Annotated in this window: 11 protein-coding genes; 5 read left to right on the top strand and 6 right to left on the bottom strand. The window is 59.9% G+C overall.

What is annotated here, in order from left to right; all coding sequences use genetic code 11:
• Positions 1-664: ATP-binding protein (locus tag ABIZ35_RS07935; RefSeq protein ID WP_348219347.1), on the top strand; the 664-nt coding region annotated here is incomplete at its 5' end.
• Between the two features lie 52 nt (positions 665-716).
• Here ABIZ35_RS07935 and carB read toward each other — a convergent pair.
• From carB to ABIZ35_RS07915, 4 genes are all read right to left on the bottom strand, one after another.
• Positions 717-2,312 carry a carbamoyl-phosphate synthase large subunit gene (gene carB / locus ABIZ35_RS07930; RefSeq protein ID WP_348219346.1) on the bottom strand — a complete coding sequence of 532 codons (1,596 nt, stop codon included), beginning with the start codon at positions 2,310-2,312 and terminating at the stop codon, positions 717-719.
• 58 nt (positions 2,313-2,370) lie between these two features.
• Positions 2,371-2,709 (bottom strand): hypothetical protein, encoded by a 339-nt coding sequence (locus ABIZ35_RS07925; RefSeq protein WP_348219345.1) that lies wholly within the window; start codon positions 2,707-2,709, stop codon positions 2,371-2,373.
• Between the two features lie 66 nt (positions 2,710-2,775).
• A complete protein-coding gene (locus ABIZ35_RS07920; RefSeq protein ID WP_348219344.1) occupies positions 2,776-4,434 on the bottom strand; it encodes a DUF4097 family beta strand repeat-containing protein in 1,659 nt (552 codons plus the stop codon).
• A 14-nt stretch (positions 4,435-4,448) separates the two neighbouring features.
• Entirely contained in the window at positions 4,449-4,841 is a 393-nt protein-coding gene (locus tag ABIZ35_RS07915; protein ID WP_348219343.1) for a DUF2089 domain-containing protein, read from the bottom strand.
• A 328-nt stretch (positions 4,842-5,169) separates the two neighbouring features.
• Between ABIZ35_RS07915 and ABIZ35_RS07910 the strand changes: the two genes are divergently transcribed.
• Positions 5,170-6,489 carry a DUF58 domain-containing protein gene (locus ABIZ35_RS07910; RefSeq protein WP_348219342.1) on the top strand — a complete coding sequence of 440 codons (1,320 nt, stop codon included), beginning with the start codon at positions 5,170-5,172 and terminating at the stop codon, positions 6,487-6,489.
• 95 nt (positions 6,490-6,584) lie between these two features.
• Here ABIZ35_RS07910 and ABIZ35_RS07905 read toward each other — a convergent pair whose 3' ends face one another.
• Entirely contained in the window at positions 6,585-7,679 is a 1,095-nt protein-coding gene (locus ABIZ35_RS07905) for a hypothetical protein (protein WP_348219341.1), read from the bottom strand.
• 247 nt (positions 7,680-7,926) lie between these two features.
• A complete protein-coding gene (locus ABIZ35_RS07900) occupies positions 7,927-8,907 on the bottom strand; it encodes a stage II sporulation protein M (RefSeq protein ID WP_348219340.1) in 981 nt (326 codons plus the stop codon).
• A gap of 32 nt (positions 8,908-8,939) precedes the next feature.
• Between ABIZ35_RS07900 and ABIZ35_RS07895 the strand changes: the two genes are divergently transcribed.
• From ABIZ35_RS07895 to rfbD, 3 genes are all read left to right on the top strand, one after another.
• Positions 8,940-9,830: an RDD family protein gene (locus ABIZ35_RS07895; RefSeq protein ID WP_348219339.1), complete on the top strand. Its 891-nt coding sequence runs from the start codon at positions 8,940-8,942 to the stop codon at positions 9,828-9,830.
• 123 nt (positions 9,831-9,953) lie between these two features.
• Positions 9,954-12,779, top strand: a complete 2,826-nt coding sequence (locus ABIZ35_RS07890) for a pitrilysin family protein (protein WP_348219338.1) — start codon at positions 9,954-9,956, stop codon at positions 12,777-12,779.
• A 147-nt stretch (positions 12,780-12,926) separates the two neighbouring features.
• Positions 12,927-13,823: a dTDP-4-dehydrorhamnose reductase gene (gene rfbD, locus ABIZ35_RS07885; protein WP_348219337.1), complete on the top strand. Its 897-nt coding sequence runs from the start codon at positions 12,927-12,929 to the stop codon at positions 13,821-13,823.
• The last annotated feature ends 4 nt before the right edge of the window (positions 13,824-13,827 follow it).

Raw genomic sequence — 13,827 nt, 5'->3', positions numbered from 1 at the left:
TCTGAGTGAAGCGCGCTCGGCGGCGCGTGAGCTGCTCGACCTGTCCCGCATCACCGAAACCATTGCAGCCGCTCCCAAGGAAGCCGATCCGGACGCCCTCGTGACGGACCTGGTGCGCCTCGCGATGCAATGGGCGAACAACAAGCCGCACGACGATCTGGCGCTCATGGTGATCCGGCGTGATGAGACCCGTCTGCCCGAGGCCGTGCCCGCTCCGGAAGAACACCCCCAGTTCGTTTCCGACAATACCGAAGGTGAGGAGTCGCTGTTTGACTTCACCTTCACGAGCCTGCCGGACTGCGCCGCCGAAGTGCGGCAGGTCCTGGCGCACTGGATGGAGACACTGCAATTTTCTCAGACGGAGATCGAAGATTACCAAACCGCCGTTACGGAAGCCGTCACCAACGCCGTGCGCCATGGCTCGCCTCGGGGCGCCGCGGATCAGTTCCAGGTACGCGGCGTTCGTATCGGACAAGACACAATGGCCGTCAGCGTGATTGATAGCGGTCCCGGCCTGGTCAATCGAAGACGCCTCCCGGACATGCCCGAGCCGGAAGCAACCGGTGGACGCGGCTTGCCGCTCATGCGCCTGCTCAGCGATGGGGTTCAGTTTCCCAAGGTGGAGATTGGATCTTGTGTAAGGATGGTAAAACGGAAGAAATAAAAACGCCGGAGGCGATTGCCTCCGGCGTTTTTGCGTCTGGGTTATCGGCAGCTTATGCGTGCTGATACTCGACATATTTGTCGATCGTCACGACATCGAACTCCTCGCCGGCGCTGCGGGTTGCGAGTGCGGTGTGCAGGGCGCGGGCGGTATCCAGGGAGGTCAGACAGGGGATCGAGTGCTCGACGGAGGCGCGCCGGATGAGCGATGCTTCCTTTTCGATCTTCTTGTCCTTGGAGATCGTGTTGATCAATAGTGCGACTTCACGGCTGCGGATCAGGTCGATCAGATTGGGGGAGCCTTCGCTGATCTTGAGCGCAGTCGTTACTTCCAGGCCGTTTTCCCTGAGGAAACGTGCAGTGCCCGTCGTCGCAATCAGCTTGAAGCCGAGCGCGGCGAAGTCTCGGATGATCGGCAGGCCCTCGGCCTTATCTTGATCGGCGAGCGTTACCAAGAGCGCGGTTTCGTTGGGCTTGAGCGGGACGTCGATTCCGCTGGCGACCATGGCTTTGTAAAGGGCGCGGGAGAAGTCGGTGTCGATCCCTAAGATCTCGCCGGTGGACTTCATCTCAGGACCGAGGTTGATGTCCACGCCGGTGAGCTTGGAGAATGAGAAGACCGGAGCCTTCACGGCGATATTCGGCTGGTTCGGATGCAGGCCGTTTTTGTAGCCCTGGTCGGCGAGGCTGCGGCCAAGTGACGCCCACATCGCGGCCTTGACCATCGGAATACCCGTGATCTTGCTGAGATAGGGGACGGTGCGCGAGGCGCGCGGATTGACCTCGATGACATACGCCTGGTCGTTTTCGATGACAAACTGGATGTTCATCAGGCCGATGACGTTGAGCGCTTCAGAAAGGCGCGTGGCGTACTCGACCATCTGGTCGATCGTGCTTTGTTTGATCGTCTGCGGCGGGTAAACGGCCATCGAGTCGCCGCTGTGCACGCCGGCGCGCTCGATATGCTCCATAATTCCGGGGAGGATGCATCCGCCCTGACCGTCGGCGATCACATCGACTTCGGCTTCCTTGCCCGTGATATAGCGGTCCACGAGGATCGGAGCGCCGTCGGAGATGTCGGCGGCGTACTTCATATAGCGTCGCAGGTCGGGCTCGTCATAGACGATCTCCATCGCACGGCCACCCAGAACATAGGAGGGGCGCACCAAGACGGGGTAACCGATCTCGGCGGCCACTTCGACGGCGGCGTCGGTGGAGTTCACCGCGCGTCCGGCGGGCTTGGGAATACCAAGGCGGCTCAGCAGCTCTTCGAAGAGATTGCGGTCCTCGGCGAGATCGATGCTGCGGCAGGACGATCCGAGAATAGGAATGCCGGCGTCGGTCAGAGGCTTGGCGAGGTTGATCGCCGTTTGCCCGCCGAACTGGCAGACGACGCCTTCGATAGGCGACTCGCGCTCGATAATGTGCAGCACGTCCTCGATCGTCAGCGGCTCGAAGTACAATCGATCCGAGGTGTCGAAGTCGGTAGAAACGGTCTCGGGGTTGTTGTTGATGATGATGGCTTCGTAACCCGCCTCGCGCAGAGCGCGCACGGCGTGCACGCTGGCGTAGTCGAATTCGATCCCTTGTCCGATGCGGATCGGTCCGCTGCCAAGGACGATGGCTTTTTTCTTAATTATCCCACTCATTGCCCGTCATTATACCCCAAAGGCCGGGCTGGTCGGATGCTCATGATCGGAGATAATATCAGAGGTTCTGTCCGACATGCTGGATATCTTCGGTTTCGGCGGGTGCGGGGCGGATCGGAGTTCGCGCGCCGGTTTCTAACGCCTGAATTCGGCGCTCCAATCGATGCATGGTATTGTCCAGCGAAAGATCGTACTGACCGCTGATTTCGCGAAGGCTTGCGATCTCGGCGCGAAGCTCATCGATGGTGTTGGCTGCGCCGGGGCCGCCATTCTGCTGATGCTGAAGGCGAAGCGCAAGCTTGCGCTCATCGGCTTCCATAATAATTTTGGCTATCTTAGTCCCAAAAGCCCCGATGATCGCCAAAATTGGGATCATCAGCGCGAAATAACCTTCCATATCCTGTCCTCACTGGGGATCGAAATAGAGCGATTGGACGGACATCCACCCAATCGCTCTGAAGCGTCAGTGCTGTTCGCGGACGATGATGTCACCGGAGATCGCCTGGAGGCGGATGCTGCCGGACCCTTCGCCAAGTTTACCCGCAATACGCCGGTCGCCGTCATCTGTCTGATCTATGAGCGTAAGATCACTGTGCAGAGAGCCAGTGGCGGTGGTCAGTTCGATCCGAGTGTCGGAGGTGCTCCAGACGCTCAGGGTCAGGTCGCCGCTGACGGTGGTTCCGGCGAGCGATCCGGTGCTGGGGCCGGAGAAGGCGATGTCGGCGTCGCCACTGACGGTGCTCAGCGCCACCGCGTAGCTGTTGACCGCATCGGCGTCGATGTCGCCGCTCACGGTTTTAAGCGTCAGCGCCCCGCCGGCGTCGGTGACCGACACATCGCCGCTGACGGACTCCGCGTGGATCTGGCCGGCGCGGAGCGCCTTGACGATGACATCGCCGCTTTGCGACCTGGCCGTCACTTGTGTGCTGACCGACCCTCCGTCCAGCTTGATGTCGCCGCTTGCCGAATCCGCCGTCAGGCTGGCCATCAGATTGACGGCGGTGAGCGCGAGGGCGCCGCTGTGGCTGCGCAGCACCACTTCCTGCGAACCCTGGATGCCGTCGATACGCACATCGCCGCTGGCGGTCTCGACAACCAATCGTCCACCGTCGGTGCTCCATGCGTTCAGAGTAACGCGGCCGCTTTGCGTGCGCACTGCGGCGTCGCCAGGAATGGACGTGTGCGGCGAGCGCGCCGCGACGGCGCCGCTTGCGCTTTGCAGCGTGAGAGCGGAGGAAACGCCTTCCGCGTCGATCGCGCCGTAGGTCGTCTCGACGCCGAGCGGCTTGCCGGCGGGCAGTTTGACTTCCAGGTCGATCGCGACCCGGTCCACGGCGTCGGACGGCGCCACGACCGTGACTTTATACCGTCCGCCTTCGATGCGGCTCGTGACGAAGACCTGCTGCATCAAAACGCGCGCATCGGCGTCGCTGGCGGCCCACACGGTTTTGGTGGCGGTGACCTGTACGGCGTCGCCTTCCGTGATTCCCCACGCTTTCACGTCGCCAAACGGGTTATTGATGTCGACGGCGTCTGCGACCAGATCGGGAACGGGAATTTCCTGGCGTTCCGTAACCTGCGGCAAGCCCTGGCGGTTGCGCGGCCGTCCGCCGTTGTTTCGGCTGCCATCCACAAATGCGCCCAGACCGCTCTGGTCGATCGCGTGCCGGCTTTCGCGGGCGACGCGGCGCGCTTCGCGGGCGGCCTCCCGCGCCGCGCTCTTGGCGGTTTTCACGGCGTCGGTTTTGAGCGAGTTCAGTCCGCGCATCGCTTCATCGAGGACTTTGCCCAAATCCAGATCGGGGCGGGGCAAGTGATCCAGCATCTTGCCAGCGAACAGGGCGGCTTGTCCTGCAGCGCGGGCCGCCTGTCCGGCGATCTGTTTGCCGTGCAGCTCGCCGAGCTTCCCTTGCAGCTCACCCAGCCGGTGCTGGATATCTGAGAGTGACGGCCCTGCGGGGGGCGGAGGCGGAGTGGCGGGCGGGGGGGGAGATGGAGGAGGGGGCCACGCCTGCGGCGCTTCGGCCGCCGGGCGCACGACGCGCAGGAGGGAGTCGGCTTGATCGGCCGTGATCTTCCCTTCGCGCAGCATGTTCAGAATCAAAAGGCTTTCTTCGCTCATTGTGTGTTCCTCTACTAAGAAATCTCTTTCAAGGCGAGAAGCGCCGCGTCGGCGTCCAGCTCCCCTGAGTTCACAGCCTGCAATATCTCTTTTCGGCGTGTCGCCGGATCTTTAACTTCGGCAACGGGCGGCGGCGCTGCGCCGTCGTCCAATCGCAGCGCCGTCACGAGGGCGTCCAGGCGCCCCTTGACGGTGGGATAGGAGATCCCCAGCGCTGCTTCGACATCCTTGATGACGCCGCGACAGCGTAAAAATGTTTCTAAAAAGTTGGCCTGATCCGCAGGCAGGCGATCGTAACGGCTCGGCGCAAAATGCCCGCGCACCTGCACGTCGCAGTTCAAACAGCTCACTTCGGTAATTTCGACCTCGCCCTGACAGACAGGGCACGCATGGATGGCTAGGCTCACTTCGGCGTTCCTCCGAGGTCAGTATAGCACATTGACATTAATAAAATTAATATTGATATTGATTTTATTAATATTTGGCACGAAGCAATCACTCATAATGAACCCGGGTATAAAACCCGGGCCTTGGGAGCCTTCGGCTAGTCGTCCGTTCCGGACGAGGGAAGTTAGCTTTCGATTGCCTGCATTTGCGTCCGGAACGGACGCCTAGTCGCGGAGCGACTCCCAAGGCCCGGGTTTCATACCCGGGTTCTGAATGGTTTATTATATTCGTGTACAGACTGAAGCCTCCTCCATTGACGCTCTTCCCAGACGTCCGCTATAATAGATCATGCGCCTCACACCTCGCCTGGCTGTGTTTGCGGCTCTTGGAGCCGTGCCCTTGCTTTTTATCCATTTCGCCCCGTGGCTGCTCGCCGTAGTGCTGGCGTACGATGCGCTGCTGGCGGCCGCCACGCTCGCCGACTTTTTGACGTCCCCGCGTCCCGACACCTTTCTGTCCGTCGAGCGCAAGGTGGATGAAAAGCTGTCGCTGGGGTTACGCCTGCCCGTGGTGGTGCATCTGCGCAGCCGGGCCGCTCGCTCGGTGGAGATCATTGCGCGTGATGAGCCGCCGTATCAGTTTACGCTGGAGGGCGCGACGGAGCAGAAGGTGCTGGTTCCTGGCGGCAATGTTCCCGCCCAGTTTTCCTACTATGTGCAGGCGCACGCAAAGGGCGATTATACGTTCGGCGATGTCTTCGTGCAATATGTAGGGGTGCTGGGACTGGTGGCGCGCATGTCGCGGCTGCCCGCGCCCCAGAGTGTCAAAGTCTATCCCAATATGCTGGAGATGGAAAAGTACGAGATGCTGGCGCGCCGCGGGCGGCTGATGCAGCTGGGGATTCGGTCGGCGAAGGTGCGCGGCGGCGGCTCCGAGTTTGAAAGCCTGCGCGAATATGTGACGGGCGACGAGTACAAGAAGATCGACTGGAGCGCGACCGCGAGGCGCGGTAAGCTGATCACCCGCCAATATGAAGCCGAACGCAGTCAGAACGTCGTCTTATTGCTGGATACCGGGCGCACGATGCTCCAGCCGATCCAAAAGATGGCGAAGCTGGATTTTGTTGTGAATACGGCTTTGATGCTGGCCTATGTCGCGGTCTCGTCGGACGACAAAGTGGGTCTGATGGCCTTCGACGCCGACGTGCGTACGTTTCTGCCGCCCGCCAAGAGCAACTCCCAGGTCTACCAGATCATGGAGCGCCTTTATAACTTAGAAGCGCGGCTAGTGGAGACAGACTATCAGGCGGCCTTTCAGGAACTGGCGACCCGCTGGCGGCGGCGTTCGCTGATTGTCCTCTTCTCCGATCTGGTCGACCCTGATTCCTCTGCGCAGATCCTCAACGCCGTTTCGATTTTGGAAGAGCGTCACCGCGTGGTCTGTGTGACCGTCAGCGATCCCAATATTATCGCGGCGGCTGCGGCCGTTCCCGAGGAGACCCATCAAGTCTACACCAAAGCTGTCGCGACCCAGGTGCTTCACGAGCGTCGACAGGCGATCCAGGCGCTGCGCCGCCGGGGTGTATGGACGGTGGACAGCACTCCAGAAAACCTGAGCGCGGATCTGATCAACCGCTATCTGGAGCTGAAGGCGAAGTCGCTGATTTAAAATTCCCATTAGAAATTGCGTCTCGAAGAAAAACAGCCCTCAAATGTCAATTTGAGGGCTGTCGTCGTGAGTGGGGCATATTGCATCGTGCGGCGTTACGGGCCGACGACCGCGCTGTGCAGCGAGTTCCAATTCGTGTAGACCGGCTGGAACGAGGTCCAATTCGTAGCGCTGTCGCCCACGTGGTAGCTCCACGCCAGCGCGCCGGCGTATCCGTTGGTGTAGATCGTGTTCAGATACCAATTGGCGCTTTGCACGTTGGTGTCGAGCAGGCCGTATGATGCATTCGCGGTGGAAAACTCGCCGACAATGCAGGGCTTGTCTAGGTTGAGCGATGCGTAAGTCGGCAGCCCGCTGCCGGCGCCGTTGCTGAAATCCATCCAGGAGTAATAATGGATCTGGTAGAAATCCAGCCCCAGGTTCTTCCAGGCGCCGACATAGTACGGAGTAGCGCTGCCGACCGTCGCATAGCGACCGCCGCTGTAGGAATGCACGTAGCTCGCGCACTGCTTGACGAAGGTCTGAACGGCGGCAGGGGCCAGATTGGAGCCGCCCCAATAGCCGGACATCTGCGCTTCCGGTTCATTCACGAGATCATAACCGGCCACCTGGGCGCGGTTCGGATTGGCCGCAATATGCTGGAGCAGCGGCTTGAGCGCCTTGTCGAGATACGATTTTTGAATGGCCGCATCCGTCACGATCGCCTTATGACCGCCCATTTGTAAGCCGCTGCTGCTAGTGGGAGGAGCCCACATCGAGCCGTCGATCACCGTCAGCAGGAGAGAGATTTTATTGTTCGCGGCGATTTGCAGCGCCTGGTCAATGTTTGTGAAAACATAAGAATCCAGCCCCGTGACGGCTCCGGCGCTGCTGAACTCGGGAGAATATCGCCCATCTCCGAATACCCACCATCGAACCACGTGCACCCCCTGGGCGTGCATCGCCCCAAAATCCTTGGCGATGGAGTTCCAATCGGTATACTTGCCCCATGCGCCTGTCCCGAAGTCGGTTCCGTAGTTGTACCAGGCGTAGTTCGCGCCCAGCCAGTAGCTGCTTTTTCCATTCAAAGTCAGAACATTGCTGCTGGCGACAGGCGTCGCGGCGTGGGCGCCAACTACGCCGGCGCACAGCAGCATTATGCTTAATAGCAATTGTCGCAAAAAGTACAAGCGGCCAATCGTTTTAACCATTGTGTTTCCTTACTGGGTGAAATTCTTGCCAAACGGTGGGAATTGTATTGAGATATGTAACAAACAGGCATAAATTTTTGCTGCTTGTACGTTGTTATTTCTGTAATCTCAATTATCTATTAAACAGATGGATTTTTGATAAGTTCCCGCCATATCGTCAAAACATGAAATCAGGCCGCGATCATTAGATATCGAAGCCTGAGTATCGCGCTGCATTATTGATTTGCCGAATGTCGCTTGGCGGATGTTAGAGAGCGGCGGTTTTTGGGCGGCGGGGGCTTCCGTAGATGTAAAAGAGCAGCAGGGCGAATTGGAAGATCGCCATACCGAACTTCGCCCAGTGGGGCAGGGAGGCATGGGAGATATTGCCTTCGATAATGCCGGCGAGGATAAAGAGCGGGATCGTGCCCACCATCATCTTGGCGCCGTCGCGACCCGCGATCACCAAGGCGTCCTTGCGTGAATATTTGCCCGGCGCGATGAGCGCCCAGCCGATACAAAGGCCCGCGCCGCCGCAGATGAAGATCGCCGAAAGCTCCGCGACGCCGTGCGGCAGGATGCCGGCCCACATGGAGGTCAGATGCCCGGTAGGCTGCACGACTGCGATCAGGGCGCCCATCATCTCGCCGTTCTGAAGCAGCATCAGCACCGGCAGAATGAGCGTAATGCCCGTCGCGAAGGCGATGATCCCCACCTTGGTGTTGTTGGTCATCAGTTGGGACGAAAAATCGAAACCCTCGGCGGAGGAGATATCGCCATGGTCGGCGAATCCCTGCTTCCAGCCGTCGAACGAGGAGCGGAAGCCTTCTGGAAGGAACAGCGCCAGGTAATCTTCACTCTTGTGAACCAGCGCATAGGCAAGGTAGGCGCCGATGACGCTGATGATGATGGCGGCGATCGTGAACCCCATGCGCCGGCGCAGGACGTCCGGCAGCCCGACGCGCAGGAACCCGAGGATACGGCGCCAGCCGCCGGTTTCTTCGGAGTAGATCACGCCGTGCGCATTGCCAACCAGTTCGTTCAGGTACAATACGAGATTAGGATTGGCTTCCTGCTGGCGTGCGTACGCGAGGTCCGCGGCCGCTCGGCGATAGAGCGATCCGAGCGCCGGAAGCTCTTCCTTGGAAAGGCGGCGCAGGCCGCCGTTCTTTGTGCGCTCCACAATAGAGGAGAGCCGCTCCCAGTTTGCGCGCTTCTTGTTGATGAAAGCTCGTTCGTCAATTGCCATGATGGCGAAATTATACCGCAGAGGCTCCTGTCATGTCACGTGAAATACTCGTCGTCACTCCCGAAAATATTGAAATCGAATATGAACTCGCTGGAGTTGGTTCCCGTTTCTTTGCAAATCTGATCGATACGCTCTGGCAAATGGGTATTTTGCTGGCGATGACGATCCTTTTTCTCATCGTGACGCTGGTCCTCGGCTTCATCACGAGCGCCTTTGCGCAGCAGCTGCTGACAGCTCTCGTGCACATTCAAATGGGTCTGGCGTCGATTGCGACGTTCATCGTTTTCTGGGGATACTACATCTATTACGAGACGGCTTGGAATGGGCAGACGCCTGGAAAACGGCAGGTGGGCTTGCGCGTGCTGCGCGACGGCGGTTACCCGATCAACATCTTCGCTGCAATCGTGCGGAATCTGCTGCGGGTTGTCGACGGAATCCCTGTGGTCGTGGTCGGGTTTCTGATCGCCGGGGCGTCGGAGAATAAACCAGAGATCGCTGCGGTTGGCGCCGCGTCCATGATCCTGACCCTATGCTTCTTGCTGTTTTCAGGAAAGTATCAGCGCCTTGGCGATTTTGTCGCCGGAACCATGGTCGTGAAGCAGCGGGCGCCGCGCGTTCCGACGCTGGAGGCCTTGGCGCCGCCGCCGCGCGTCCTGCCCGAGCATCTGGCGGCCTACGCGCTGGCGGATGTCGGCAAGCATGTGTATGAAATGACGGTGCCGGAGTACCGCGCGGTGCGTCACGCGATCGATCGGCGCTGGCAGCTGCCCGCGCCGATGCAGCAGGCTTCGGCGATGTACCTCGCCGTGCCGCTGATGCGCCGTCTCGGCATTGTGCCCCCGGCAGGCGTCACTTATATCAATTACGCCGACCTCTTGGAATATCTCGCCGTCGCCTTTGAACAGTATCGAGGCGTAAAGTAAGCGATATGTCTGCCTGTGAGATATTCCTGGAACTTTCAGAGTAATTTGATAGATACGTGAAATAATAAACCGAATCCCGATCTCAGTTTCAAATCCCAACCCATAGACAGGACGTAAGGCATCATGACGAAATCGACCGCGTTGATCCCGTTCGCTCTTCTCAGCTGCGTGCTATTTCCCAGCGTAACCGCGCAGGCGCAGGAGCAAACCGCCCCGACTGCCGCCGCCACGACCCAGGCCAACAAGGCGGCCGGCAAGCCGATGCTTGTCAACGGCATTCAAGAGACCACGCTTCCCAACGGTCTGACGATCCTGACCAAGGAAGTGCATGCAGCTCCCGTTGTCTATTTCTCCGTCTGGTATAAGGTCGGCTCGGTCAACGAGCAGGTCGGTCAGACCGGTATGAGCCACCTGATGGAGCACATGATGTTCAAGGGGACCAAGTCGCGCGGCCCCGGCGTCATCAGCTCTACCTTGCAGGCCAACGGCGCTGAATTCAACGCTTCTACCTCTTATGATCGGACCGAGTATCACGAGACACTCGCGGCGGATCGATTAGAGACGGCGATGAAGATCGAGTCGGACCGCATGGTCAATTCGCTTTACGACGAAGCCCAGCATCAAAAAGAAATGACGGTCGTGCGTTCGGAATACGAAGCCGGTGAGAACAATCCCGGCCGCGCGCTCACAAAGGCGACGCGCCTTTCGGCCGATCAAGTACATCCATACCGATGGGAGACGATCGGATTCCGGTCGGACATCGAGAACTTCACGCGCGACGAGATGTACGACTATTACAAGAACTACTATACGCCCAACAACGCCACCGTCGTGATTGTCGGCGACATCGACACCGCGAAGGCTGTAGACATGGTGCGCAAGTACTTCGGATCGATCAAGTCTCATCCTGTTTCCGAACACTTTCTAACTCCCGAACCTGTCCAGGAAGGCGAGCGACGTGTGACGGTCTCACGGGCGGGAACGACGCCGCAGATGCTGATGACATATCACATTCCGGGGATCAATGACCCGGACCGGTATGCGCTGGATGTGCTGGAGACGGCGCTGAGCGGCGGTCGCACCGCGCGCTTCTTCCAGAATCTCGTGCAGACCGGACTGGCCTCGGATGCAGCGGCCTACGATTATGGTCTGCGTGATCCTGATATGGTCATGGTTGGAGCCTCGGCGCAGCCCGGCCACACCAACGCCGAACTGGAGAAAGCGCTGCTGGCGGAACTTGATAAGGTCAAGACGGAGCAGATCACCGACGAAGAGCTGGCGCGCGCGCTCAATCAAGCCGAGGCGGGTTATATCTTCGGCAAGGAATCCGTTTCGGCGCAGGGCAGCCAACTTGGCGAAGACGCCATGAAGGGTGACTGGCGTCGCGGCGAATATTACTTGGAGAATCTGCGCAAGGTGACCAAGGCGGACGTGCAGCGCGTGGCCCAAAAGTATCTGGTCGAGCGCAACCGCACCATCGGTTACTTCGAGCCGGTCCGCGCCGCAGGCGCTCCCGGCGGCGGCGGCGCGCCCACATCCCCGGTCGCCCAGTTCATCGAATCCCAGTCCGCGAAACTGAACCTGGGTGACTACCATCTATCGCGGCCCGCCGCCACGCGTCCCGCGTCGGTAATGGCGACTGCGGACGCCGCCCCCGCGAAGGGCGCACTGCCGACCAAGGTCGTGCTGGACAACGGCCTGACGCTGGTCGTTCAGGAGAATCACGCCACGCCGACTGTCTCCATCGGCGGCGCGCTGCTGAGCGCCGGCGCCGTTTTCGATCCCGCCGACAAGCGCGGTCTCGCCGATTTCACGGCGTCGCAGCTTTCGCGCGGCACGCAAACCCGCTCGCTGCTGGACATCGCCAAGATCCTGGAAGGCGGCGGATCGTCCGTCTCCATCGGCGGCGGCGATGAATATGCGTCCCTTGGCGCGCACGGTCTGTCCAAGAACTTCGACACCCTGCTCGAGGTCCTGTCCGACGAGCTGCGCCACCCGGCGTTCCCGGCGGACGAACTGGAGAAAGCGCGCGCGCAGTCGCTGGCCGGCATCGAAGAGGCCAAGGACGACACTGGAACCCTTGCCGAGATCGCCTTCGCCAACGCCCTTTATCCCAAAGGACATCCGTATAGCTCCCCGACGCTCGACGAGCAGGGGGCGCTGATCAAATCACTGACGCGCGATGAACTCGCCGCGTTTTACGCCGCGCACTACGCGCCTGACAAACTTGTTTTGACGATTGTCGGCGACGTCGATACGCAGACGGCGATCGATGGTGTGAAGAAGTACTTCGGCGATTGGGCAAAGAAGGGCGACTTGACCGATGTCTCCATTCCGACCATTGCCGCCGGAGCCGCCGCGTACCAGACTACGGTCATTCCCATGGCCGACAAAGCGCAGGTGGATGTCCGCTACGGCTTCCCTGGCGGTCTCAAGCGCAGCGATCCAGACTTCTACACGGTGATCGTACTGGACACGATCCTCGGCGGCGGCGGCGGCCTTTCCTCGCGCCTCGCGACGAGCGTTCGCGACAAGATGGGACTGGTCTACGGCATTTACGCTGCGGACGACGCCAGCCTGGGCGAGGGGCCGTTCTCGGTCCAGTTAGGAAGCAACCCCGCCAATGTCGATAAAGCGGTCGAAGAGACGCTGAGCCAGGTTCAGATGATCCATGACAAGGGCGTTACCAAAGATGAGGTTACAGACGCGGTGTCTTTCCTGACCGGCTCCTACCCGGTCACGCTCTCCACGAACGGCGCCGTTGCAGGACAATTGCTCGTGGCGCAGGTCTACGGCCTGGGCCTGGATTACATCCAGAAGCGCAACACCTACTACAACGCCGTGACCGTGGACAAGGTCAACGCCGCTGCGAAGAAGTACCTGCATCCAGGGACGGGCGCGCTCGTAATCGCGGGAACGTATACCGGGAAGTATGTGGCGGTGAAGTAGATTCGCCTATCCCCCCATCGAGCTAAAGCTCGATAGGGGGTTAGGCAGCGCCCGAAGGCCCTAGGGAAAGCTTACCCAAGCGCCCGAGAATAGATCTCACCTCCCCACATTGACGCCTCCCTCCCTCTTCTTGTATAATATACGCCAATGCGAGTACTCATCACCGGCGCCGGCGGAATGTTAGGGACGGATGCGCGCGCGTTTTTCGCGGCGCACGGCCATCAAGTGATTGCGACTGACCAGCGGCCTTTGGAGGGCAGCGGCAGCGAAGCGCTGAACATCAAGGATTACGCCTCCGTGCGCGCCGTGATGCAGGCGCATCGGCCGGATTTAGTCCTGCACTGTGCGGCGATGACCAACGTGGACGGCTGCGAACGCGACCCTGATGCGGCCTACGCGGCGAACGCTTTAGGAAGCTGGTGTGTGGCGACGGCGGCGCAGGAAGTCGGCGCCATGCTTGTCGCAATCTCCACGGACTTTGTGTTCGATGGGACGAAGGACGGGCCGTATACCGAGTTTGATACGCCGAATCCATTGAGCCATTACGGGGCGTCCAAGCTCGCGGGCGAGCGAATGGCGATGCAATCCTGTGCTCGGACTTATGTTTTGCGGACTTCGTGGCTATATGGGACACATGGACGCAATTTTCCATACACCATTATGGAGCGGGCCAAGTCGCAGGGCGAGTTGTTTGTGGTCGCGGACCAATTTGGCGCGCCGACCTTTACGCGGGATCTCTTAGAAACGGCGTATCAGATTATTCAGACGCCGCTCTATGGCGTCTATCATGTCTGTAACGCGGGGCGGACGAGCTGGCATGGCTTCGCGAGCGAGATTTTGAAGCTTGCGGGAATGCCGGACGTTCCGGTCCATGCGCTGACATCTGAAGAGACCGCGACTAAGTTCGGCACGCCGACCCGGCGTCCTAAGAACAGCGTCCTGCGGCGCTATGCATTGGAATTGCAGCACAAAGATGTGATCCGTCCGTGGGAGGACGCCCTGGGCGAATTCCTCGCGGCGGTGAACGCACACGACAAGATCTGAGACA

Origin of the sequence: Capsulimonas sp. (assembly GCF_039929585.1) — a bacterium.
GTDB lineage: Bacteria > Armatimonadota > Armatimonadia > Armatimonadales > Capsulimonadaceae > Capsulimonas.
Note: the sequence above shows the minus strand (reverse complement) of the source record. Positions and strands in the feature narration are given on the sequence as shown.